The sequence below is a fragment of the Bradyrhizobium sp. genome (genome assembly GCF_036735945.1).
GTDB lineage: Bacteria > Pseudomonadota > Alphaproteobacteria > Rhizobiales > Xanthobacteraceae > Bradyrhizobium.
Genome location: NZ_DAINNI010000041.1, coordinates 1 through 24,332, shown reverse-complemented (window position 1 = coordinate 24,332; position 24,332 = coordinate 1). Strand labels below are relative to the sequence as shown.

Sequence of the window (24,332 nt, the reverse complement as noted above, 5' to 3'; positions counted from 1 at the left end):
AGGGCGGTGTTGCCTCGGTACTACGCATCCGCAAACGTTTGACATTCACGATACGTGTCTCGCACTTTTTGCCATCCTTCCTTGTCGTTTTTCTTTGGATCCTCGTTTATGAAGTGTGGCCCGGGATGCGCCGGCCGGCTTCGATGTTCTTCAAATGCCTTGATGGCCTGTTCCGCAGCGGCTTTCCCCAACCTTCGCCCGGCAGTCAGGTTGCTGTGGTTCCATTTGAAGCTGACGTGCCCCGGCACCTGGATCTCGACGATTGTGCCTTGCCATTTCGGTTCGTCGTACCGCACGTGATATTTGAAGATCTTCACATCATCTTCGCCAACGGTTGCTGCGAATAGCTGGCAGAGATTTGCCAGGGCATCATGAAGGTTCTTCGGTTTGCGGACCTGCTTGGAATCGACGATCCTGCTCACCCATATTTCCTCCAGGTCAGGATGCTCCTCGAGCAAACTCACGAAGTTGACGGTGTCGATCAGCGCTCCTTCGCAGTACGTAACTCCGTCGATCTCTACGGTTTCTTCGACGAAGGGAAGAGCTGAACAGGCGCAAAGGCTGGATGCGCTGATCGGCCCCTTGTACTCTTTCTCGTCGTCTTTCTGGGTCATTGGCCGGTTGGAAAACAGCGCGAGCTTGTGGTCGACAAGATTCCAGGCGTTGTGAAATATGGCGGGCGCTTCGGGCTTTTTCAGCGCCTCGAAATTTATGCTCTTCATGAACTGGCTCTGCGGATAGTTGATCCTTGAGAGGCCAGTGACGTGGGACAGGTACATCATGGACGTGAAATAGCGAACGAAAGGATTGGGTGCCAGTACCTGATTGAGAATCCATCTGTTCATGTCCCCCGCGTCGGGGACCGTGAACTTCTGATTGGGAAACCAGAGCGACATGGTGTCCCTGACGGCATTCGCGATGCTCGTTGAATCCCACAAATGCCGATAGGTGTTGGGATCGATGACGAAGTCGGTCAGAGCGTTGCTGATGCCTCCCCAGTTCGCACCAAACACGGTGTTTACGGGAAAGCGCCTGTAGCCTTCGTCGTCTCGAAACACGCCATTCTTGAAGAATTGATACGTCTTTTCCGCCCTGTCCTCATTTCTTGTTTTATCAAATTGATTGTAGACGATCCCAACCCAGGCACCGATGCAGGACAATGCCCAGACATCAAAGGTGATTCCTCTGTTGGCAAGAGCTTCCAGAACCCCAATGTGTAGCCCGGCTGCCGGACCGCCACCGCCAAGCGCGATTGCTCTCTTCACCATTGGCTCCTCCGTTCCTGAAATTTACTCCCAGATCAAAGTTTTGAATCTCTCAAATGCTCGACCACCCGTTCCTGGGTCAGCATCCGCAAAGCTCGGCACGAAATGCTATTGAACCGTCAGCGTATCGCGGTCTGGCTGGTTCACTTGTGAACCAGTTCACGTCACTTCGGGTTCTGCTTCGCCGGCAATGTCCACGCGCCGCGGCGGCAGCAGGGCGAGCTGCCCATTTGGGCCGGCCGCCAGTATGTGAATATAGAAATGCCTCGCCGCATCGTCGGTCGCATTCATTACCGGCGAGGGCGCGGAGATGATCTTCAGCGAACCGCAAGCGCCGATCCAGTCGACATGACGGTGGCCGTGCATCACCACGGCGCGACCGGCCAACGCTTCCAGCCGGCGCACGAACCAACTGCCGTTGATCAATGCCGTCCCGATGCGTTCCGAGAATGCTTTCGCCGGCATCGGATATTCCACCACATGGTGGTGCAATGCGACGATCCAGCGCGCTTCCGGATAATGGCGGATCGCCGCCTCGAAGCGATGTGTCTGTTCGACCGATACCAGCCCGAGCGCGTTGGTGAAGGAAAAGTGGGTCTGCGCATTGGAGTTCAGGATCGCTATTCCGAGCCCGTCTGCCGCCTCCGGCGGGACGATCATCGGAAACTGCCCGTCGAACAGGTCGCGCAGCGCCGCCGCACGGCGCATGCCGCCATGTTCGGCGAGCGCCACGATCGCGTCGCGGTGCGGCGCGAGCGCATCCTGCAGCGTAGCGGCCGGCTTTCCGTGGGCATCGACCACGCGCACGCGATCGCCTTGCACGGCCGCCAGTGCGGACAAGGTCCGGATTTGCCGCAAACGCATGTTCGGGCTGAACGGCAGGTCGAGCCGAGCCGGATTGGCGCGGTCGACGATGTTGACGTCATGATTGCCCGGAAGCATCACCGTGCGGGCGACCAGTTCCGGATGACGCGCCATTGCGTCGAAGAACGCGGCCCATTCGCCGGCGCGGCCGGCATCCGTCATATCGCCGCTGATGACGATGTGGTCGATCGGATCGGTCGCATGGATGGTGGCGAGACGCGCCAGGATGCGCTCGAGCCGGCGATTGCCGCACGGGCCCGCCCGTCCGCTTTCGATGCGGAAACCGTATTGTTCGGCAACCACGTGAATGTCCGACAGATGCGCTACGCGCCAGCGTCGTGCGCCTGGCGAGGCCGTATCGAAAACGGTGAGGTCGACGGGCTGAGACATGCTGGCATCCGCAAATCCCCACGCCAGCGATGCGGCCGCCAGATATCCCGACACCAGCAGGACCGCATTCGCCAGCGTCGGCAGGACGATACGATGCAGCAGGACCAGGTCGCTCCAGCCGCCGGTCCAGCGCGTTGCGGGCCAGGCCAGTATCGCAATCAGCACCGCGCAGGCGGACAGCACAATACCGGCGCCAACCGAACTGGCGCTGCGCAACCTGGCCCTGCCGGGCGCGGTCAGCTTTCCGCGCCATATCCGCTCCGCCAGATGACGCAATGCTTCGCGGGTGAACGCGTAGCCGGGCTGCACGGCAAGCGCATTGAGCGACCAGAAATTATTCTCGGCGATTCGGAGCAGCGGTCGCCATCCGATCCATCCGACCGCGGCGATCGCGAGCAAGGCGAGTGCCGTACCGATCCCGGTCAGCGCGGCGAGCTTTTGCGACAGCGTTGAAAACCAGGCTGAGACCAGCAACGGCGTCAGGCCCAGAAGCACCGCCGGCAACAGCAGCAACGCGGTCCAGGCAAACAGCAGTTTGGGCAAACTGATTTCGGCCAGCAGACTGCCGGCGATGGCGAGCAGGGAGCGCTGTCCGGGACTGGCGGCGTCGTCCTCGACATCGCCGTGGCGCGGATCGACCAGCATGCGTTGCTGCATGCTGTGTGCATCGCTCTCCACGGTCGACGCCGTCACATTGAACTCCGCAGCCAGTCACCGCGGCCTAAGCCGGATTCGTCTTGGACGTGGCCTGTTCGGCACCTGCCTTCGCCAGCGCGTCGCGAAGCATCTGTTCCTTGCTGTCGTCCAGCGACGTTTTCAGCACGGTGCCGCCGGCATCCTGAATCTCCCGCAGCACCTTGTCCGGCGTCATGTTCTTGACGAGAACGAACAGCGCAGCGTTGCCGGGTTGAAGCGTCTCCGAGAGCTTCTTCATGAAGGCGTCGTCGATCCCGTAATCCGAGAGTGCGCCGCCGAGCGCGCCGGATGCCGCGCCGAGGGCAACGCCGAGCAGAGGATTGAGGAAGATCAACCCGATCAGAAGTCCCCAGAAGCTGCCCGATGCGGCTCCGACGGCCGTCGTGTTGACGAGCTGATTCAGCTTGACGGGTCCGGCGTCGGTCTTCACGGCAATCACGGCGTCGCTGAGCGTGATCAGATATTCCTTCTGCAGCTTGAACAGACGTTGCCGTACCTCTTCGGCCTTCGCTTCGGATGGATAGATGATCGCGATTAGATCTGACATCCCTGTATTCTCCTGCTCGACATGGCGAGTTTGTTATCGGTCGCATCGGACGCTCTTGATAGGTCAGGACTCCCTGCCATTGCAAAGCATGCGGCAACGCTGTCTGCGAAACCGCTGATGCGTCGGCGGGGAGGGGCCAGGTCGCTCTGGCCGTGCGTCGGGAGGCTACGCTATCACAGCCTGCGGGCGATCCGATCACGCTTCGCTGATCGCGGTCGTCAAACCGTGACGGCGCTCAATCGAACTGGGTTGCTTGATGCGCCATGCCTGACCCCGTCGCTACGGCGCATTGTCACAAAAGGTTCGCAGGGTAACTCATTCTGCGCAAACCGACTTTGACACCACACACTTTCCGGAGTTACGCTCCGCCGCGAACACGGCAAAGCTGAGCGATCGCAAAGATCGTTTCTCGGCGTGTGATGGTGTTGCCGAGCGGCCCCGTCGTCCTTGAACGGGATTCTTCGAGCGGGATGGACGGGCCCAATGGACTTTCCTGCGATCGCGCAACCGGCAGTACGGCCTTACGTCTCGACCGATCACTTGCGTGAGCCTGATACGTCGCGCCTTGCGAACCGCAGACTTGCGCCCAACGACGAAGTTCATGCCTCGTCAGGAGAACGACATGGCCACATATGACAGCAGTTCGCGAACAGGCGCCGGCCGTTTGGCGGCGCCGCCGTTGTGGATCTGTGTTCTGCTCGGGCTGGTCATGATCGCGGCGGGAGTCCTGGTTCTCGGCGACATCATGCTGGTCACCCTCATCAGCACCATCTTCATCGGTTGGGTATCGATCTTCACCGGCGCGTTCGAAGTAATCCATGCCTTCTGGACCAAGGGATGGGGAGGGTTTCTCTGGCAGGTGCTTCTCGGCATCCTCTACATCGCCTTCGGCATCGTGCTGGTGAGCCAGCCGGCCACCAGCGCGCTGATCCTCACCTACGTCCTTGGGCTGGTTCTCGTGGTTTCCGGCTTCGTTCGCATCCTGCTTGGCATCACCCATTGGCGGGAGGCCGGCTGGATCATCCTGCTGTCAGGCGTATTCGGCGTCCTGGCCGGTCTCGTCATCCTGACGGGATGGCCCGTGACGGGGCTGTGGGTCATCGGATTCCTGCTCGGAGTCGACCTGATCGCCCACGGGCTGGGGTGGCTGGTTTATGCGTGGAAGCCGGCCAGCACATAACAAATAGCAACCAGTGCCGACCGAGGTGAGATGCGGTCTGCCGCGGAAGTGGTGGCTGCTTTCGGTAGGGCGATACGGGGAGGACAGGTCTGTGTTTCAGCGGGAATGGCGTAGAGCAATTGGAATGCTGGCGATGGTCATCGCCTTGAACCTCATGATCCTTCCTGCGCAAGCGCAGCAGGGTGCGGTTGTGCTGTTTCAGAACGTCCGCATCTTCGATGGAAGGAGCGCTGCGCTCTCCGCACCCTCCAATGTCCTGGTCAGGGGCAACAAGATCGAAAAGATTTCGCCAGCATCGGCCACGAGCGATGCCGGACAGACGGTCGCGATAGACGGCGCAGGACGCGTGCTGATGCCCGGCCTGATCGACGCGCATTGGCATGCGATGTTGATCCGGCCGACGCCGGCGTCCGCCATCGGGGGCGATGTCGGCTACAACAATCTTCTCGCGGGCGCGGAAGCGACGGATACGCTGATGCGGGGCTTCACCACGGTTCGCGACGTGGGTGGGCCGAGCTTTGGGCTCAAGCAAGCCATTGATGAAGGCATCGTGGCCGGCCCCCGCATCTACCCGTCCGGCGCCATGATCACGGTCACCAGCGGCCATGGCGACTTCCGGCAGTTTTCCGACCTGCCGCGCACGATCGGCGGCATGCTTACCCGCATGGAGCGGATCGGCGGCAGCATGGTCGCGGACAGTCCCGATGAAGTGCGCGTGCGCGTGCGCGAGCAACTCATGCAGGGGGCGTCCCAGATCAAGTTGACCGCGGGCGGCGGGGTGTCATCTCCCTTCAGTCCGATCGACGTCGTCACCTTCACCGAGCCCGAATTGCGAGCCGCGGTCGAAGCCGCCGAGAATTGGGGCACATACGTCGCCGCGCATGCCTTTACGTCGGCGGCGATCCGAGGAGCTATTGCCGCTGGCGTGAAGAGCATCGAGCACGGCTTCCTGATGGACGAAGCGACCGCGAAACTGATCGCCGAGAAGGGCGTTTGGCTGAGCTTGCAGCCACTTCCCGAAGAGATGAGGCAGGGCCTTCCCGCGGGATCGGTCCAGCGAGCCAAGGCGGATGAGGTCTGGCCGGGCATAGCCAGGACGTACGAGCTTGCGAAGAAGTACAAGCTCAAGACGGCGTGGGGCACCGATATCCTGTTCTCGCCCGCGCTGGCCAAGCGCCAGGGGGCCATTCTGGCCTCGCTGGTCCGCTGGTACACCCCCGCCGAAGCACTCGCGATGGCGACCGGGACGAACGCCGAATTGCTGGCGCTATCCGGCAAGCGCAATCCCTATCCGGGAAAGCTTGGCGTGGTCGAAGAGGGCGCGCTGGCCGACCTGCTGCTGGTCGACGGCAATCCGATCGAGAACATCAAGCTGATCGAGGACCCCGCGAAGAATTTCCTCGTCATCATGAAGGATGGGAAGATTTACAAGAACCTGGTTGCCGGCGGTAAGCCGAACTAGGGGCGGATCGATTGGTTTATCTCAAGACCATGTCCGAAACTCAGGTCCAGCTTGCATTCGCAATTCAGCGATATGTCCGACAATCGGGAGGCGAAGCATGTACCGGCACATTCTCATTCCGACAGATGGGTCCGAGCGGGCGGAGCGTGGGGTCGCGCACGGGCTGGCGCTGGCGAAATCCGTTGGAGCCAAGGTATCTGTCATCTTCGTGGTGGAGCCGTTCTCGGAGCTGAGAGGGCGAATGCTTGAAGCAGTCGCAACCTATGCCGAGCTGCGCAAGGAACAGGCCAGGACCGTGCTGGATGGGGCGGCAAATGCGGCCAAGACGGCCGGTGTTCCCTGCGAGACGATTCAGCTGGAGAACGCGCAACCCCATCAAGCCATCATCGCAGCAGCCGAGGACAAGGGCTGCGATCTCATCGTCATGTCATCGCATGGGCGCAGCGGCCTCTCTATGCTTCTGATCGGCAGCGTGACAAACAAGGTGCTGACGCAGGCGAAAATCCCGGTACTGGTCTGTCCGTGAATGTGCGGGTTGGGAATGTTCGACGAGCACGGGAGCCCCTCAAATGTACGCCAACATTCTCTTGAGCACCGATGGGTCCGATGTCGCGAGACAAGGCGTCGAGCATGGGATGGCGCTGGCAAAGGCCTTGAATGCGAAGGTGACGGTCATCACCGTGACCGAACCTCTACCGGTCGACTATGGCGGAGGACACGCCTCCGGATGGATCCCTTCCCAGGAAGAGTTTGATCGCTTCGACAAAGCCAGCAAGGAGCACGCCGCCAAGCTGCTCGACGAAGCTCAAGCCATGGCGAGGCAGATCGGGATATCTGCAGAACTCCTGCATATTCCAGATGCGCATCCAGCCACCGCGATCATCGAAACAGCAAAGTCCAGAGGTTGCGACTTGATCGTGATGGCCTCTCATGGGCGTCGCGGCATCAGGAAGCTGTTTTTGGGGAGTCAAACGTCGGAGGTCCTGGTGGACGGAAGCGTGCCGGTGTTGGTAGTGCACCCGCGGAGATAGGTGATAGCGGTGAGCCTGGCGAAACAGGCTCCTGAGGGTAGTGAACCAGGAGCGTCGGGAACGCCACCTTACGACCGGCTGACCGCCGCCACCTTGATCTGGAACGGCAGCATCGTCACCGACATCGGCAGCCGCCCGATGCTTTCGCCGTCGACGTCGGCGCGGACCATGGTATCGCTGTCGATGCTGATGCGTGACGCGTGGCGTCGCGAGACTTTCGGGTGCGCCAGATAGCTGCCGTCGCCGAGTTTGGGGACGATCTGGGTCAGCGTCTCCAAGTGCCCGAGATCGCCGACCAGGATCACGTCGAGCTTGCGGTCGGCGGGATCGGCGCCGGGCGCAAGCATCAACCCTTCGCCCGCGCCGTCGAAACTGCATAGCATCAGCGACCACATCGGCAGTTTCTGCTCGGGCTCGTCGTCGATCCGGATGCGATAGGACCGCGGGTTGTAGGTCAGCGACGTGACCGCCGTCATCAGCACGTAGCTGATCGGGCCGAGTCGCTTCAGGAATGGCACACGTTGCGCACGCCAGGAAATCGTGGCGGCGGCGCCGACGATGGCGAGCACGAATCCATAGCGCGTCACCTGTCCGCCGCCATAGCCCCTGGCATCGGCGCGGAACACATCGACGTTCCGCGTGTGGCCCATCGCGATGGCCTTGCAGGCCTTGCCAAGCGGGAGTTGACCGAACGAGCGGCAGAGTTCGTTCGATGTGCCGCCCGGCAGTTGCGCCAGCACGAGGTCGGGGGCGGTCGGCCGGTCGTCGGAGATCATCCCGTTCATCATCTCGCTGAACGTGCCGTCGCCGCCGACGGCGTCACGGCTTCCCGCGCCAGCGCGGTGGCATGGCCGGGCGCGCGGGTCATCGCAACATCAGCGCTGCTGACCGGGCCCAGATGCCTTTCGAACTCGGCCAGGATATGCGGCCAGCGTTTGCCGCAGTTACCCTTGTTCGCCATCGGATTGACGATGATCCTGGTTTTCACGGCGATCTCCGCTTGCGAAGACAATCGCGCCAGCTTGGTCTTGGCAAAGGCGGGAAGCAACCGGAAAGCGAATCATTCGCAGGTGCAACAAATGCTGCGGGCGCGTTCTGAAAGCCAGCGCGTTCGAATCGCAGTGTCGCTTACGAGAAGAACGCGATCTTCTCGGCCTGGCTCATGCGCCGGATCGGCGCCAGCGGGTCGTTGGCCGCCGCGACCGGCTTGCGGAGCATGCCGCTCGCGATGAGGGTGGAGCCAAGCGACATTTCCACTGCCGGCGAGGAGGCCGCGGGAGGGGCCGACTGAACCGCCTGTTGAACCGGAGGCGGCGGTGGCGGGGCAACCGGTTCGGGCGCGACGGCGACAATCCTGGGCGCAACCGGCGCGGGCTCCGCTGCACGGGCCTGCTCGACTGCTGCTTCCGCGATCTCGTTGTCGTTGATCGGGTCGGGTGCGCCCATCTCCATCGCGATGATGTCGAGGACCGCCTCGTCCTGTGCTGCGGCCTTCTCCGCAGCATCGTCCTGGACAGCGTCGACCGCGATATCGGGGACAGCGAGGTTGTCGCCCGCGGCTTGCTGGCCGACCGTTCCCACAGGTGCGGCTTCGTTGCCTGCGCCGGTCTCGACGGAAAGTTCGGGGCAAGGCGACGTTTCCGGTTCGGCCAGCGCGGCTTCAACGGCGGCGAACATAGCTTCGGCAGGCGCGGCCATGGGGGCGGGCGGTGCCCCGGCGGCTTCCTGCGTCCGGAATGCCTCGGCGGTTTCGGCCAGCATTTCCTGCATGGCCGGGAACGGTGCGTCGGGGTCGATCGCCGGCGGCGCAGCGTCATCCCCGACTTCCACAAGCCGGCCCTGGAGGGCGGCGAAGGCCGCGCGCAGGGCGATACGCGCCTCTTCGGAGGAAAACTGATCGGTGCTCTTTTCGATGACCGTGACCTGCGAATCGATCAGATCGCAGATCCGTCCGTCATTGCCGATTTCCCGCAACCGCCAGGCGATCTCCCGCAGCACGCGCGCGCCCTTGCGCACCGGCGCCAGCCGCTGCTCCAGCGCAAGGCTGTCGATCGCCTCGACCGCCGATTCCTCGGCCGCATCGACCGCGCCGCGGATGGCGGCGAGCGCCTCGCCCAGGCGTTCCTGCGCCGCCGCGGCTGCGACGACGGCCTCCGCCGCCTGCAGGGCCGAAAGGCCTTCCTGTTGCAGGGCGGCCTCCCGCTGGCGCGTTTCTTCGCGCTGGGCGGAGAGGCTTTCCTCAATCCGCGCAACGGCATCCAGCACCATCCGCGTATCGGCGTTGCGGTTGCGCTTGGCGTATTCGGTCAGGAACCAGCGGCCGCGCGAAGTCTCCATGAAGGCTTCGGCGATGGCGGCATAGTCCTCCTCGCTCGGCAGCGTGGCGCGTGCTGAGATCGGCGAAAGGGCAAATGCTTCGTCGGCCATGTCAAACTCTTCGCGCAAATCAGCGCGCCTTGCGATAACGAAACAACACGATATTGCCCGAATCGCAATTGAATTGATGCCAAGCGAATCACAAATCCCCACAGCTTCTCAAGACGTATCCCGCCGTTTCGCGACGCGGGTGGCGCTGTTTTACGCAGCGACCTTCGGCATGAACGGCACCCATCTGCCGTTTTTCACGGTATGGTTGAAGGCCGTCGGCATCGATGCGTTCTGGATAGGCTTGATCACGGCCGTCCCCCCGGTGAGCCGGTTTACGGTGCTGCCGCTGGTGACGGGCCTCGCGGAACGCCGTCACGCCCTGCGCGGGGCCATCATCGTCACCGCCTTTTTGACGGCGATCGGCTTTTCCGTGCTGGGCACGCAGCATTGGCCGGTGCCGGTGTTCCTGATCTACGTCCTGACCTGCTGCCTGTGGACGCCGATGTTGCCGCTGACGGACGCCTATGCGCTCCGCGGGGTAAAGCGCTATGGCCTCAACTATGGGCCGCTGCGGCTATGGGGGTCGGCTGCCTTCATCCTCGGCGCGCTGGTCTGCGGCGTGCTGCTCGACCTGATCGCTGCCAAAAACCTGATCTGGATCATCGCCGGCGCAGCGGTGACCGGGGCGGTCGCCAGCCTCGCGCTGCAGCCGCTGGATGATGGCGGAACCGCCCGCCCGGTCACCGGCGGTGCGAGCGCACTGCTGCGCGATGGCGGCTTCCTCGCAATTATCGTGGGATCTGCGCTGATCCAAGGAAGCCACGCCGCCTATTACATTTTCGCGTCGATTGCCTGGCAGCAGGCGGGGTTCGACGGGCTGACGATTGCGGCTTTGTGGACGCTGGGCGTGATTGCCGAGATCGTGCTGTTCGCGCTGTCGCCCCGATTCAGCCTGCAGCCGTCGACGCTTGTCGTGATCGCGGCCCTGAGCGCCGCCGCGCGCTGGGTGATCATGGCGCAGGACCTGCCGCTGGCTGTTCTCGCGACCATCCAGCTCGCGCATGCGCTGAGCTTTGGGCTGACGCAGGTCGGCATCATGGGGTTGATGCTGCGCAACGTGCCGGGCCACGTTATGGCGCGTGGCCAGGGCTATCTGAGCGCTTGCGGCGGCATCGTCTCCGGCCTGGCGTCGGTCGCCTCAGGCACGATCTACGGGAACTGGGGACAGGGCATCTACTACGTGATGGCGGCGATGGCCGCGCTCGGCGGGCTGGTGGTCTGGCTGGCGCGGGCGCGGCTCTCGCCTCAGCCCCACAAGGCGGCTTCCGGCGGATAGACCAGGCTGCCGTCATAACGCAGGCCGCCGTCGCGGTCGCGCGCCAGCAACAGCGGGCCGTCGAGGTCGACGAATCGCGCCTGTTGCGCCAGCAGCATGGCCGGCGCCATCGCCAGCGACGTCGCAACCATGCAGCCGATCATGATCTCGAAGCCGAGCGCCTGCGCGGCATCCGCCATCGCCAGCGCCTCCGTCAGCCCGCCGGTCTTGTCGAGCTTGATGTTGACGGCGTCATACCGTGCGCGGAGACCTTGGAGCGAGCCGCGGTCGTGCACGCTTTCGTCGGCGCAGACCGCGATCGGCCGCTTGATATCAGCCAGTGCGTCGTCCTTGCCGGCCGGCAGCGGCTGCTCGACCAGCGTAACCCCGGCGTTGGCGCAAGCCGCGAGATAGAACTCGAGGTTATCGGGTGCCCACGCTTCGTTGGCATCCACGATCAGTTCGGATTCGCGGGCAGCCTTGCGGACAGCCGCGATCCGCGCGTCATCGCCGTCGCCGCCGAGCTTGATCTTCAGCAGCGGCCGGCGCGCCGCCCTGGCGGTTGCCGCCGCCATCGCTTCCGGCGTTCCGAGCGAAATCGTAAAGGCCGTCGTGCAGGGGCGCGGCGCCGGCCGGCCGAGCAGGCTCCAGACCCGCTGGCCGGCGCTCTTGGCCTCGAGATCCAGCAGCGCGCAGTCCAGCGCGTTGCGGGCGGCGCCTGCGGGCATCACGCGCTGCAGCGACGTGCGGTCCATACCTCCAGCGACAAGTTCCTGCATCGCCTCAAGGGCCGCCAGCGTCGCTTCCGGAGTCTCGCCATAGCGCGGGTAGGGCACGCATTCGCCGCGCCCGATGAGGCCGCCCTGGCTGACGGTCGCCACAACGGTGACAGCCTCGGTCTTGGCGCCGCGGCTGATCGTGAATGCACCGGCAATGGGCCAGCGTTCGATGCTGACGGCCAACTTTCGAGATGGGCTGGAAGTCATTTTAAAATCTGGCAAATTTTCTGAACCTAAGCTTGCCCGTAGCTACCAACTATGGCTGGTTAGGGACGGATTCGACAAGTCGGTAGCGCGGCGGAACCCAAGCGGTTTGCAAGACGGGCGTACCAGCCGAGGGGTGAGATTGTGAACGGCGACCCGACATTGGAGCGGATAGCCAGGGGCAACGCGCTGGCGCTGTGCGCGGCCGGTCCCTGGACGGCCCGCTTCGCGCCTGTGCTGGAACGAATGGTGGCCGATGCCGAAAGGCTCGGCGGCACCAGGCCCAACATCCTCATCGACGTCTCGCAGGTATCGAAGCTCGACACGTTCGGCGCCTGGCTGATCGAGCGGCTGCGCCGCAGCCTGACGCAAGGCGGCGTCGAAACGCAGATCGCCGGGCTCTCGGCCAATTATTCCAGCCTGGTCGACGAGGTGCGCCGGGTGAAGGCCGAGCCTGCCGTCGAGACCGACCGCGTGACGATCACGGGCATGCTGGAGCAGATCGGCCGCAGCGTCGCCGGCATCGGCGGCACCTTGATCGGGCTGATCGACATGCTGGGCGCGGTGCTCGCGGCAACCGGTCACGTCCTGATTCGGCCGCGCCGCTTCCGCATGACCTCGACCATTCACCACCTGGAGCAGGTGTGCTGGCGCGCGGTGCCGATCGTGGTGCTGATCACCTTCCTGATCGGCTGCATCATCTCGCAGCAGGGCATCTTCCATTTCCGCAAGTTCGGCGCCGATATCTTCGTGGTCGACATGCTGGGCGTGCTGGTGCTGCGCGAGATCGGCGTGCTGCTGGTCGCGATCATGGTGGCGGGGCGCTCGGGGTCGGCCTACACCGCCGAACTCGGCTCGATGAAGATGCGCGAGGAGATCGATGCGCTTCGCACCATGGGCTTCGATCCGATCGAGGTCCTGATCCTGCCGCGGATGCTGGCGCTGGTGCTGGCCTTGCCGATCCTGGCGTTCCTTGGCGCGATGGCCGCCCTCTACGGCGGCGGGCTGGTGGCCTGGCTTTACGGCGGCGTCGAGCCCGAAGCTTTCCTGCTGCGGCTGCGCGACGCCATTTCGATCGATCATTTCGTCGTCGGGATGATCAAGGCGCCGGTGATGGCCGCGGTGATCGGCATCGTGGCCTGCGTCGAAGGGCTGGCGGTGCAGGGCAGCGCGGAATCGCTCGGGCAGCACACCACGTCATCGGTGGTGAAGGGGATATTCTTCGTGATCGTGATGGACGGCGTATTCGCGATCTTCTTCGCCTCGATCGGAATGTGACGATGGCGGGCGAAATTTCCGACGCGATCATCCGGGTTCGCGACATCACCGTGCAGTTCGGCAAGACGCGCGTGCTCGACGGCCTCAACCTCGACGTCAGGCGCGGCGAGATTCTCGGCTTCGTCGGTCCGTCCGGCGCGGGCAAATCGGTGCTGACGCGCACCATCATCGGCCTGGTTCCCAAGCTCAGCGGACGCATCGAGGTGTTCGGCGTCGATCTCGATGCGGCGAGTGCCGCGGAGCGGCGAGGCGTCGAACGCCGCTGGGGCATCCTGTTCCAGCAGGGCGCGCTGTTCTCCTCGCTCACGGTGCGGCAGAACATCCAGTTCCCGGTGCGTGAATATCTCAAGGTCTCGCAGCGGCTGCTCGACGAGATCATGGTCGCCAAGCTCGGCATGGTGGGGCTGCGGCCCGAAGTCGCGGACCGCTATCCATCCGAACTGTCCGGCGGCATGATCAAGCGCGTCGCGCTGGCACGCGCGCTCGCGCTCGATCCGGAACTGGTGTTTCTGGACGAGCCGACATCGGGGCTTGATCCGATCGGCGCCGGCGATTTCGACGAACTGGTGCGAACCCTGCAGCGTACTTTGGGCCTGACGGTTTTCATGGTAACCCATGACCTCGACAGCCTCTACACGGCGTGCGACCGCATCGCGGTTTTGGGGAACGGTAAGATCATTGCAGCAGGATCGATTGCCGACATGCAGGCCTCGCAGCACCCCTGGCTGAAGCAATATTTTCACGGCAAGCGCGCCCGTGCTGTGATGGGCTAGCGCATGCCCTCCAGAACGGGGCATCGGTTTTCGGATCGGATCGCGCTCAAGAACATGAAATAGATGACGGGGCTGCCGGCGACGCCGGAGACCTTGGTTTCGGAGTACCTTGACTTATGGAAACGCGGGCCAACTACGTCCTGATCGGAGCCTTCACGCTGGCGGTGATCGCCGCCGCATTCGGCTTCGTGCTGTGGTTTCAGAGCCTGCATACCGCCAAGCTGCGCAGCCCGATCCGCATCGTGTTCGAAGGCCCGGCGTCCGGCCTGCGCAACGGCGGCAGCGTGAATTTCAATGGTATCAGGATAGGAGAAGTTGTCTCGGTGAAGCTCGACAACCCGCGGCGCGTGGTTGCGCTGGCGATGGTCGAGAACAACGCTCCGATCCGAAAGGATACGCTGGTCGGCCTCGAATTCCAGGGATTGACCGGCGTCGCGGCAATCTCGCTGAAGGGCGGTGAGGAGACAGCGCCGCCGGTGCCGCTCGACGAGGATGGCGTGCCGATGCTGACCGCCGATCCGAGCGCGCTGCAGGACGTGACGGAGTCGATCCGCGCCACGCTGCAGAACGTCAACCGGCTGGTCGCCGACAATCAGGAATCGGTGAAGAACTCGCTGCGAAACCTCGAGACCTTCACCGCTGCGCTCGCGCGAAATTCCGAGAAGATCGACAACGTCATGCTCAGGGTCGACGGCGTCATGGGCAAGGCCGACAGTCTGATGCTCGGCTTGAACACGATCGCAGGCGGCGTCGCCGGCGGCGAACTGAACCTGATGGTGAAGTCGATCCGCGACCTGGCCGAGGATTTCGACAAGCGGTCGGGCGCGCTGATGGCCGATGGCCGCCGCACGCTCGCCGACATCAGCCGCGCCGTGAACAATTTCGACCGCAATCCCAGCCGGGTGATCTTTGGCGGGAGCAACAACGCCGCACCGGCGGAGGCAACCGCTGCGACCCCGCCCAGGGGCGCGAACGCAGCCGCTCCGCCAAAGCCGCCGAGCGGTCAGAAGCGGCAGTAGGCGGCGGGTAGCGAACGGCGAGTAGCGAATAGACCTGCCGCGATCGACCGTGATTGCGAGCATATCCAGGCCACAGGGATCCAAAACAAAACGGAGGCCGTGAAGCCTCCGTTCTTATTCGCCACTCGCTATTCGCGTTCTTACCCCAGCCGTCCCGCCGCATGCGCGAGCAGGGTGTAGACCATGCCGGTCTCGGAGGTGAGGTGGCCGCGCAGCGCCTGCGGCCCGCGATCCTCGCGCGCAACTTCGTCGAGCAGCCGCTCGAACTCGGCGATGTAGCGGTCGACCGTCTGCTTGAAGGTGCGGTCGGCGCGATACTTGCGCGAGACCTCGTCGAATGCCTTCTGGCCGGCCGGCGTGTAGAGGCGCTTGGTGAACGCCTTGCTCTCGCCGCGCTGGTAGCGATCCCACATTTCGGCGGCGAGGTTGCGATCCATCAGCCGGCCGATGTCGAGCGACAGCGACTCCAGCGGGTTGGCCGCAGTTGGCTGCGGACGGCCGCGCGAAGGTTGTCCTGCGCCGGCATCGGTGCGGTTCAGCAGATCGGACAGCCAGCCGTCGCGTCCGGCGTCCTGGCTCACCGGGCTGACGGACGGTGCCTCGGCGCGGCGCGGCGCCGGCATGCCGAGATCGGGCGGGGGCAGGGTCGATGCGCTGCCGGCGTCCCGCATGCGCACCTCGTTGCGGCCGCTGACGGCGGCCGCCATGATCGGCTCGTCCTGACGCTGGACGCTGGCGCGGCCGGCGGTCACGACATCGAGGCCGCGGCCGTGATGGGCGACGATCCGGTTGAGTTCGGCCAGCGCCTCGATCTGGTCGACGATCACCTTGCGCATCTGCGCGGTGTTGTCGGCGGCCTCTTGCGGCATCTCGAGCACGCCGCGGCGCAGCTCGTTGCGCGTCGCCTCGAGCTCCTGATGCATCTCGGACGCCATCTGCTTCATGGACTGTACCATCGCAGCGAATTTCTCGGTCGACTGCTTGAACATCGCATCCGTTTCGTGGGTGCTCTGCTGGTAGAGATCGTTCATGGCGTCGAGGGTCTGCTGCCGCTCGTTCTCGGCCGCCGTGCGCACGGCTTCGAACTGGCGGCTGATCGCGGCCGATCCGGCACCTGCGGTTTCCGCGACCACGCGCGCAATGTCGCGGGCGCGCTCTTCGGCTGCCGCGAGCGATTCGTCGAGCAGGCCGGTGAAGCGCGACAGGCGCTGGTCGAGGTCGGTGGTGCGCTGGTCGATGGTGGTGACCAGCGATTCAAGCTGCGACTTGCGGTCGGCGACCGACGAGGTGGCGGCGCGGTTGGCCTGTTCGACCACGCCGGCCGCGTCGATCAGCGACCTGCCGTGTTTCTCGAACTCGCTCGACAGCGAGCCGAGATCTTCCAGCGCCCGCGAGGTCTTGGTGTTGAAGACGGTGAGCTGGTCCTCGAGCGTCTGCGTCGCCACGCCGTTGCGGGCGGTGACGTCGTTCATGGCGGACACGAAGTCGGCCACGCGGGTCACCAGCGCGCGCTCCAGCGAGTTGAGATTGTCGTGGGCGCCGGTCAGCACTTCCTGCAGCAGGATGTTGCCTTCGCGCAGCCGCTCGAACAGCGCCACGGTGTCGGTACGCAGGATCTTGCTGGTCTCCTGCATCTCGGTGACGGCCGCGATCGATACCTGGCGCGACTGGTCGATCGCCGAGCGCGAGGCCTGTTCGAGATCCTTCAGCGACTTGGCCACCGCGCCGGTGGCGAGGTCGCCGGCGGACGTGATCGTGCGCGCGACTTCCGAGCCGTGCGTCGACATCGATTGCGAGAACGCCTGGCCGCGGGTCTCGATCGACTTCAGGGCGTCGGCGGTGACGCGGTCGATGTCGGTCGTCAGTTGGTTGGCCTTGGTGCCGAGCGCCTCGATCAGCGAGCCGCGACGGTTGTCGACGAGCTGCGCCAGCCGGTCGGTCTGCTGCTGAACGTAGGTGACGATCTCGTCGGTCTTGCCGGTCATCGTGGAGCCGAAATTGCTGCTGGCGGCAAGCACCGAACGCTCGATGTCGGCCGAGGTGGCCTTGAACTTGGAGCTGACCTCGTTGGTCGCGGCGACCAGCGCACTCTGCGCGTTCTGCGCGGTGGTCTGGATGGTGTCGGTGGTGGCGGCGGTCACGACGCCGAGCGAACGCTCCATATCGGCGGCGATCGCCTTGATCTGGTTCGCTGCATCGGCAGAGGTCGCGGTGAACGAACTCTGCGCGTCGCGCGCGGTGCCGAGGATGGCGGCGGCGGTGGTCGTGCCGACCGCGGTCAACGTGCGTTCGACGTCGATCGCCAGCGACTTGACGTGGTTGGCGGCTTCGCTGGACGCCGTGATCAGCGTGGTCTGCGCTTCGCGGGCGCCCGTGGTGATCGACTCGGCGGTGGCATTGCCGGCCATCGAGAGCGAGCGCTGCACATCGGTGGCGAGCGACTTGACCTGGTTCGATGCTTCGGTGGAGGCGCCCATGAGCGTGCTTTGCGCTTCGCGCGCGCCTGCCATGACCGCCTCGGCGGTTGCCGTGCCGGCCATCGTCAGCGAACGCTCGACGTCGGCCGCGAGCGACTTGACCTGCTCGGCGGCTTCCGTGGAGGCGGCGACCAGCGTGCTCTGCGCCGCGAGGGCGCCGGCCGTGACGGCCTCGGCCGTCGCCGTGCCGGCAACCGACAGCGAACGCTCCACATCGGAAGCGAGCGATTTCACCTGGCTTGCGGCGTCGGCGGAAGCGGTCACCAGCGTGGTCTGCGCTTCGCGTGCACCGGCCAGAACCGAGGCGGCGGTGGCGTCGCCGGCCGCGGAGAGGGTGCGCTCGACGTCGGCCGCGAGCGACTTGATCTGCTCGGCAGTCTCGGAGGAGATCGACACCAGCGTGCTCTTGGCTTCGCGGCTGCTGGTCAGCACCGAGGTGGCCGCGGCGGTTCCGACGGCGACGAGCGCGGCTTCGACTTCCGACGACGTCAGTTTCAGCTGGGCGCCGACATCGGAGGAAACGGACAGCAGCAACTGCTGCGCCGTGCGCGCGCCGGTCTGGATGGTTTCGCTGGTATTGACGACGAGGTTGGTCAGCGAACGCTCGGCATCCTCGACATGCGACTTGATGGTGGAGGACAGCATGTCGGCGCGCGACATCATGTCTTCGCTGGCCTGGCGGCCGCTGCTTTCGATGCGGCCCGCGACGGCCTCGATGCGCGAACCGAGCAGATCCTCGAACTGCGCCACGCGGGTGTCGATTTCGCTGGCGATGCCGCCGACCCGGGTCTCGATGCCGCCGGCGATGTCGGCGACGCGCGTCTCGAGGCCGCTGGTGAGATTGCCGACGCGGGCTTCGATATTATTCGCGATGTCGCCGACCCGCGTCTCGATGCCCTGGTGGATGTCCTGGAACCGCGCCTGGATGGTGTCGGCCAGATAGATGGTGCGTCCGTCGATGGTTTCGGCGACGTTGGCGATACGGTGATCGACCGCTGCAATCGCCTGCGCGGTGCCCTCGGTGAGCGAGGAGGTGAGGAGGGTGAGCCGCTGGTCGACCGACTGGATCGCCTGCGCAGCCCCATCGGTCAGCGAGCCCGTCAGCGTGCTGAGGCGACCCTCGATGGTTTCGGTGACGGATTTGGCGCGGGTGTCGAACGTCGTCTCCAGGAACCTGAGGCGACCATCGACGGTTTCGTCAAACGTCCTGATCTTGCCGTCGAGCGAAGCGTCGAGATGGTCGACGCGGTTGCCGAAGGTGGTTTCGAACTGCAGCAGGCGCTGATCGAGCGAAGCGGTGATCTCGCCGCTGTTCGAAGTCAGGCGGGTATCGAAGGTGTCGACGTAGTTCTTCAGGCTGTCGGCGATCTCCTGGGTCCGCGAGCCCATGCGCTCGACGATCTCGCCGCCGAAGGTTTTGACGGTGCGATCGAACTCGGAGATGTGGCGGGTGATCAGCGCGCCGAGCGTGCCGCTGTCGCGGGCGAACTTTTCCGCGAGCTCGGCGCCCTGGTTCTTCACCAGTTCGTCGTACGCGTTCATCTGCAGCGCGAGGCCGTCATGCGCGTTTTCGGTCTGGCTGATCACCTTGGCGACCAGCGTGTTCACGGTGACGTCGAGCGCGTCGCTGGCCTTGTCGCCGGAGCTGAGGATCCGGCTGGCGAGCCGGTTGCCGGCCTCGTCGATCTTGCTGACGAGATCGCCGGAGCGCAGCTCGAGTTCCAGCAGCAGCGAGTCGGAGGAGTTCTTCAGGGAGTCGTGGACCTGCTCGGTGCGGTCGGAGATGCCGTCGACGATGGTCGACGAGCGCTGTTCGAACTCGCTCGTGATGCGGTCGATGCGCTCGTTCAGCACCTCGTGCACGCGATCGGCCAGATCGACGAATTCGTCGTGGACATGGCCGGTCTTGAAGTTGAGGCTGGTGGTCAGCCGCTCTGAGGCGTCGAGGACGGCGCGCGTCGTCTCGGCGCTGGCTTCCTCGAGGCGGTCGAGCAGGTCGCCGCCGCGCTCGCCGAGCGCAAGAATCATGTTGTCGCCGGCGTGGCTCAGCGCGCTCGTGATGTGCTGGCCGCGTTCTTCCAGGGCGCCGGTGATGCTCTTTGCGACCTCGTCGACGCGCGAGGCGATCGCGTCCGAGATCAGCGCAATGTCGTGGCGCAGGTCGATCTGGACGCCGGAAATCGCGCTGCGGACCTGCTCGGCCTGGCCGACCAGATTGTCGCGCTGATGGGCGATGTCCTGCAGCAGCGCGCGAATGCGCACTTCGTTGTCGGTGTAGGCGCGCTCCAGTGCCGCGACTTCATTGGCAACGAGGGATTCCAGTTCGCCCGCGCGCGCGATCGCGCGCTCGACGCCGTCGCCCATCGCGGCGACTTCGCGGCGGATCGCCTGACCGACGGTCACCATGGAATCCGCAGCGGCGCCTTCGGGCTCGGAGAAGCGGATCGCGACCTGCGCCATCGACTGCGCGATCATCCGCATTTCCTGGCCGCGCCAGGCGAGGCTGGCGAGGAAATAGAACAACAGCACCGGCGCGAAAAACAGCGAAGCGAGTCCGGCGAGCACCAGCACGCCGCCGCTCTGTCCGATCGCCGCCTGCAGCGCGGGCAGGAAGGCGGCGGTCAGCAGCGCGCAGCCGACGATCCAGACGCCGCCGAAGATGGTGGCGAGCGTGTAGACGCTGCGCGCAGGCCGGTTCTTCTGGATGGCCTGCAGAATCTGGCCGATGGTTTCGCGATCGTCGTTGGCGGCACGACGCTTGCCGCGCGGCTCCTCGATCGGATCGAACACGGGGCGGTCCGCGTTCGGACGCGCGTCGAACGGCGTTTCGGGAAAGGCCGGCGTGGCGGTGGGCATGCTCGGCGGGGCGATTTCACCGCCGATCGAATTCCGGCTGGTGTCGACGCTCGTATCACCGATGTTGAGCGCTTCCTGAATGGCGGACAACGCAACTTCAGTGGGATCTTTGACCTTCTTCGGATTGTTCGCCATGTCAGTCCGAGCCCTCTTAACCATACGCGTCCAGCCGTTCTTGCGGGAAACTCCCGCAAGCTCGAAGCCGGATTCATAACCCCCCGCGGAGCCAGCCCGTACCCGTCGGCCGCTGGTCCGCACACATCCGCAAACATCCTATTGGGTGAGCGATGTGAATGAAATGGCCGCGATTAAGACATTCTTAATCATCGTTAACAGCATCGTTCAGCCCTGTTGGATAAGTTCCTAGAAATACACAGATTTTTAGAATCGGATTGCAAACCCCGTCGGATTACGGGCTAAAGTGCGGCGAAATTGCGTCAGATTCTGAGAACGTTCCGTTAACCCCTGCGTGGTTGGCTTGTGGATATGCCTCCCGGGAATCAGTGCCGGGACGCGACCGGATCTCACCATGCCGCCTCATCTTAAACGGGTAGAATGGATGCCATCGCCACCGCTGGCGCCCGGCACCGGGCCGATTGACCTCGAACACCTCCAGCGCATGACTCTCGGGGACGAGGGGATCGAGCAGGAGGTGCTGACGATGTTTTCCGCGCAATCGGCAAAACTGGTTCAGACACTGATGACCCAGCCCTCAGATGCCGGCGCACTGGCGCACACGCTCAAGGGATCGGCCCGCGCGATCGGTGCGTTTGCCGTCGCTGATGCCGCGGAGCGGCTGGAAGCCGCCATCCGCGCGGGCTCCAATCCATCCGCTGCACTCGCGGGCCTCGCCGAGGCGGTTGCGGAGGCGCGGGGAGTGATCGAGGGGCTGCTGCGCAGTTCCTGAGCAGGAATTGGCCCGCCGGCCAGTCAAAGTTCGGACAAAACGCTGCCCCACCTTTTCGTTCCGACCGCTGGCGCTGGGTGGATCGACCCGTTATAGGACTGCGGGACCATTCTCAGATATTCCGGCAGCACGAGCGATCATGGCCAAAATCCACTTTGTCGACCACACGGGTGAAAAACGAACCATCGAAGTCGAGAACGGCGCGACCGTGATGGAAGCCGCGATCCGCAACGCCATTCCCGGCATCGAGGCCGAATGCGGCGGCGCCTGTGCCTGCGCGACCTGCCACGTCTATGTCGACGAAGCCTGGCGCGAGAAGGTCGGCTCCCCGACGCCGATGGAAGAAGACATGCTGGATTTCGGTTTCGACGTGCGGCCGAATTCGCGCCTGTCCTGCCAGATCAAGGTCAGCGACGAACTCGACGGCCTCGTGGTGTCGACGCCCGAGCGGCAGGCGTAAGGCGCCAGGAAATTCAGCGCGAGCCGGCGTTGCGCGTCATACCGGCGTTGCTCCGCGGCGAATCCAGCGCTGAAAATTCGCGAGGATCTCCGGCGTCAGCGCCGTCGGCTTGCGCGTGGCCTCGTCGAGCAGCACCGACACCGATTGCGCCGACGCCACGCATGTGCCTTCGGAGAACACCACCTGATCGAAAGTGACGGAGGTCCGGCCGAATTTCACGACGCCGAGCCCCAGCTCGATCGTGCCGGGCCAGCGCAATTCGGCTCGGAAATGGATGTCGAGACGGACCATGATCCAGGCAACGCCATCGGGCATCAGCCCGTAGCTGCGATCCTTCATCAGCGTGACGCGGCCGGTTTCGAAATAGGTCGCGTAGACGGCATTGTTGACGTGCTGGTTGGGATCGAGGTCGGCAAACCGCACATTGTCCGACAGGCGATAGGGATAATCCTCCAGACGCGGGGTCGCGTCGGGACGCAATGGGGCGTTCACGGGTCCGTCTCCGAAATCTCGCTTCCTTACAGCCCAGTTGTCGAACGGCGGCAAGGGGTTGCCGCCGTCGCGAGCACTATATTATCGCTTTCCTGATGCCGCCGGGTTGGCTAGACAGGTGCGGCTTTCCCGACAGGTTCAACCGAAAAGAAGCTGACATGAGCGAAGCGATCAAAACCGATGTGCTGATTATTGGCGCGGGTCCGTGCGGCCTGTTTGCCGTCTTCGAACTTGGCCTGCTCGACATGAAGGCGCATGTGGTCGACATCCTCGACAAGATCGGTGGGCAGTGCGCGGAGCTCTATCCGGAAAAGCCGATCTACGACATTCCCGGCATTCCGCTGGTCACCGGCCAGGGCCTCACCGACGCGCTGCTCGAACAGATCAAGCCGTTTCATCCGACCTTCCATCTCAACGAGATGGTGGAGACCATCGAGAAGATCGGCGACCCGATGTTTCGCGTGACGACCGATGCCGGCAAGGTGTTCGAGTGCAAGGTGGTGGTGATTTCCGCAGGCGGCGGCTCGTTCCAGCCGAAGCGGCCGCCGGTGCCGGGCATCGAAGCCTATGAAGGCACCTCGGTACACTACGCCGTGCGCAAGATGGAGCAGTTCCGCGACAAGAGCATCCTGATCGTCGGCGGCGGCGATTCCGCGCTCGACTGGACGCTCAACCTTCATCCGCTGGCGAGGCGCGTGACGCTGCTGCACCGGCGCGACGATTTCCGTGCCGCGCCGCACAGCGTCGAACAGATGCGCGCGCTCGTCGCCGCGGGGAAGATGGATCTGAAGATCGGCCAGGTCACCTCGCTCGAAGGCGGGGGCGGCAAGCTCTCGGCGGCCGTGATGAAGGGCAACGACAACGCGATCTCGAAGATCGACTGCGATACGATGCTGCCGTTCTTCGGGCTGACGATGAAGCTCGGTCCGGTGGCGAACTGGGGCGTCGCGCTCGAGAACAATCTGGTGCCGGTCGATACCGCCGCGTTCGAGACCAATATTTCCGGCATCTTTGCGATCGGCGACATCAACACCTATCCTGGAAAGCTCAAGCTGATCCTGTCCGGTTTCCACGAGGGCGCGCTGATGGCGCAGAAGGCGCACCGCTACGTCTATCCGGAGAAGCGGCTGGTGTTCCAGTACACCACGTCGTCGTCGAGCCTGCAGAAGAAGCTCGGGGTCAACTGAATCCCAAAACAGGACAGTCCGGCTTCGCGGCGCTTGCCGGCAAGCGAGGCAATCGCACTGGAACCGTCCGCGAAATGGCCTTAGTCTGCGGCCATTCATTTAGGGCATTTTAAGGTGATGACGATGCGCAAGCTGGCCGGATTTCAACTGATACTTCCGATCGTGTTTGGGCTCGTGTTTGCCGGCGAACTCGCCGCGCAGCCGGCGGAACCTTCTGCGGCCGGGCTGTGGCAGAAGGTCGAGAAGGGCAAGGCGGTCGGTTGGTTTCTGGTGGTCGATCGCAACGGCGCCTACGAAGGCGTGTTTGCCAAGTTGTTCCTCGACGCCGACGATCCACCCAACCCGACCTGCTCGAAATGCACCGACGATCGCAAGAATGCGCCGTGGCTCGGCATGTCCTTCATCCGCGACATGAAGCGCGACGGTTTGAAATACGAGAACGGCAACGTGCTCGACCCGCGCGACGGCAAGATCTACAAGGCCAAGATGACGCTCAGTGCGGATGGCCAGACGCTGACGATGCGCGGCTATCTCGGCATTTCGTTGCTCGGCAGGGATGAGGTCTGGACCCGGCTGCCGGACACCGAGCTGGCGCAGGTCGATCCCGCGATCATTGCAAAATACCTGCCGGCGTATGCCGCGGCGATGAAGCCGCCCGCCGCTCCGGCAAAAGCCCCCGCCGCGCCCAAGAAGGCCACGGCGCCCCTCGCGCCCGCGCCGGCGCGCTAGCTAGCCCGTCTTATTCATCAGCGGATTGTTGAGAGGCTGGCGAGCGTGGCGTAA

Annotated in this window: 21 protein-coding genes; 12 read left to right on the top strand and 9 right to left on the bottom strand. The window is 64.2% G+C overall.

Annotated elements, in window-relative coordinates:
* Positions 1–20 precede the first annotated feature (20 nt).
* The 3 genes from V7E26_RS15645 to V7E26_RS15635 form a co-directional block, all read right to left on the bottom strand.
* Positions 21–1,268: a patatin-like phospholipase family protein gene (locus tag V7E26_RS15645; protein WP_324417542.1), complete on the bottom strand. Its 1,248-nt coding sequence runs from the start codon at positions 1,266–1,268 to the stop codon at positions 21–23.
* 156 nt (positions 1,269–1,424) lie between these two features.
* Complete coding sequence (locus V7E26_RS15640) at positions 1,425–3,212, bottom strand: metallophosphoesterase family protein (protein ID WP_324417540.1); 1,788 nt, start codon at positions 3,210–3,212, stop codon at positions 1,425–1,427.
* A 28-nt stretch (positions 3,213–3,240) separates the two neighbouring features.
* On the bottom strand, positions 3,241–3,762 hold the full coding sequence (locus V7E26_RS15635; protein WP_324417538.1) for a DUF1269 domain-containing protein: 522 nt from the start codon (positions 3,760–3,762) through the stop codon (positions 3,241–3,243).
* 622 nt (positions 3,763–4,384) lie between these two features.
* Between V7E26_RS15635 and V7E26_RS15630 the strand changes: the two genes are divergently transcribed.
* The 4 genes from V7E26_RS15630 to V7E26_RS15615 all read left to right on the top strand — a co-directional run bounded on the left by V7E26_RS15630 (position 4,385) and on the right by V7E26_RS15615 (position 7,435).
* On the top strand, positions 4,385–4,942 hold the full coding sequence (locus V7E26_RS15630; protein ID WP_324417536.1) for an HdeD family acid-resistance protein: 558 nt from the start codon (positions 4,385–4,387) through the stop codon (positions 4,940–4,942).
* A gap of 133 nt (positions 4,943–5,075) precedes the next feature.
* A complete protein-coding gene (locus V7E26_RS15625; protein WP_324417564.1) occupies positions 5,076–6,404 on the top strand; it encodes a metal-dependent hydrolase family protein in 1,329 nt (442 codons plus the stop codon).
* Positions 6,405–6,501: 97 nt separating this feature from the next.
* Positions 6,502–6,930: a universal stress protein gene (locus tag V7E26_RS15620; protein WP_324417534.1), complete on the top strand. Its 429-nt coding sequence runs from the start codon at positions 6,502–6,504 to the stop codon at positions 6,928–6,930.
* 43 nt (positions 6,931–6,973) lie between these two features.
* A complete protein-coding gene (locus V7E26_RS15615; RefSeq protein WP_324417532.1) occupies positions 6,974–7,435 on the top strand; it encodes a universal stress protein in 462 nt (153 codons plus the stop codon).
* A gap of 68 nt (positions 7,436–7,503) precedes the next feature.
* On the opposite strand, the gene V7E26_RS15610 is transcribed toward V7E26_RS15615, so the two are convergent.
* The 3 genes from V7E26_RS15610 to V7E26_RS15600 form a co-directional block, all read right to left on the bottom strand.
* Positions 7,504–8,220 (bottom strand): diacylglycerol/lipid kinase family protein, encoded by a 717-nt coding sequence (locus tag V7E26_RS15610; protein ID WP_324417530.1) that lies wholly within the window; start codon positions 8,218–8,220, stop codon positions 7,504–7,506.
* Positions 8,220–8,423 carry a hypothetical protein gene (locus V7E26_RS15605; RefSeq protein ID WP_324417528.1) on the bottom strand — a complete coding sequence of 68 codons (204 nt, stop codon included), beginning with the start codon at positions 8,421–8,423 and terminating at the stop codon, positions 8,220–8,222. Before V7E26_RS15605 ends, V7E26_RS15610 begins: the two co-directional genes overlap by 1 nt.
* 140 nt (positions 8,424–8,563) lie before the next feature.
* Positions 8,564–9,862 (bottom strand): hypothetical protein, encoded by a 1,299-nt coding sequence (locus tag V7E26_RS15600; RefSeq protein WP_324417526.1) that lies wholly within the window; start codon positions 9,860–9,862, stop codon positions 8,564–8,566.
* A 76-nt stretch (positions 9,863–9,938) separates the two neighbouring features.
* Here V7E26_RS15600 and V7E26_RS15595 point away from each other — a divergent pair, with 76 nt between their 5' ends.
* On the top strand, positions 9,939–11,138 hold the full coding sequence (locus V7E26_RS15595; RefSeq protein WP_324417524.1) for an MFS transporter: 1,200 nt from the start codon (positions 9,939–9,941) through the stop codon (positions 11,136–11,138).
* Here V7E26_RS15595 and dgcA read toward each other — a convergent pair.
* On the bottom strand, positions 11,108–12,103 hold the full coding sequence (gene dgcA / locus V7E26_RS15590; protein ID WP_324417522.1) for an N-acetyl-D-Glu racemase DgcA: 996 nt from the start codon (positions 12,101–12,103) through the stop codon (positions 11,108–11,110). The genes V7E26_RS15595 and dgcA overlap by 31 nt on opposite strands.
* Positions 12,104–12,244: 141 nt before the next feature.
* On the opposite strand from dgcA, the gene V7E26_RS15585 reads away from it, so the two are divergent.
* The 3 genes from V7E26_RS15585 to V7E26_RS15575 all read left to right on the top strand — a co-directional run bounded on the left by V7E26_RS15585 (position 12,245) and on the right by V7E26_RS15575 (position 15,170).
* On the top strand, positions 12,245–13,378 hold the full coding sequence (locus tag V7E26_RS15585) for an MlaE family ABC transporter permease (RefSeq protein ID WP_324417520.1): 1,134 nt from the start codon (positions 12,245–12,247) through the stop codon (positions 13,376–13,378).
* A 2-nt stretch (positions 13,379–13,380) separates the two neighbouring features.
* Positions 13,381–14,151, top strand: a complete 771-nt coding sequence (locus V7E26_RS15580) for an ABC transporter ATP-binding protein (RefSeq protein WP_324417517.1) — start codon at positions 13,381–13,383, stop codon at positions 14,149–14,151.
* A 116-nt stretch (positions 14,152–14,267) separates the two neighbouring features.
* Complete coding sequence (locus V7E26_RS15575; RefSeq protein ID WP_324417515.1) at positions 14,268–15,170, top strand: MlaD family protein; 903 nt, start codon at positions 14,268–14,270, stop codon at positions 15,168–15,170.
* A gap of 140 nt (positions 15,171–15,310) precedes the next feature.
* Here V7E26_RS15575 and V7E26_RS15570 read toward each other — a convergent pair whose 3' ends face one another.
* Positions 15,311–20,638, bottom strand: a complete 5,328-nt coding sequence (locus tag V7E26_RS15570) for a negative regulator of septation ring formation (protein ID WP_324417514.1) — start codon at positions 20,636–20,638, stop codon at positions 15,311–15,313.
* Positions 20,639–21,062: 424 nt separating this feature from the next.
* Between V7E26_RS15570 and V7E26_RS15565 the strand changes: the two genes are divergently transcribed.
* On the top strand, positions 21,063–21,410 hold the full coding sequence (locus V7E26_RS15565; protein WP_324417511.1) for an Hpt domain-containing protein: 348 nt from the start codon (positions 21,063–21,065) through the stop codon (positions 21,408–21,410).
* Positions 21,411–21,549: 139 nt separating this feature from the next.
* On the top strand, positions 21,550–21,870 hold the full coding sequence (locus tag V7E26_RS15560) for a 2Fe-2S iron-sulfur cluster-binding protein (RefSeq protein WP_324417509.1): 321 nt from the start codon (positions 21,550–21,552) through the stop codon (positions 21,868–21,870).
* A gap of 36 nt (positions 21,871–21,906) precedes the next feature.
* Here V7E26_RS15560 and V7E26_RS15555 read toward each other — a convergent pair whose 3' ends face one another.
* Positions 21,907–22,362, bottom strand: a complete 456-nt coding sequence (locus V7E26_RS15555; protein ID WP_324417507.1) for an acyl-CoA thioesterase — start codon at positions 22,360–22,362, stop codon at positions 21,907–21,909.
* Positions 22,363–22,520: 158 nt separating this feature from the next.
* On the opposite strand from V7E26_RS15555, the gene V7E26_RS15550 reads away from it, so the two are divergent.
* Entirely contained in the window at positions 22,521–23,549 is a 1,029-nt protein-coding gene (locus V7E26_RS15550; RefSeq protein ID WP_324417505.1) for an NAD(P)/FAD-dependent oxidoreductase, read from the top strand.
* A 123-nt stretch (positions 23,550–23,672) separates the two neighbouring features.
* Positions 23,673–24,278, top strand: a complete 606-nt coding sequence (locus tag V7E26_RS15545) for a DUF2147 domain-containing protein (protein WP_324417562.1) — start codon at positions 23,673–23,675, stop codon at positions 24,276–24,278.
* Positions 24,279–24,332 lie beyond the last annotated feature (54 nt).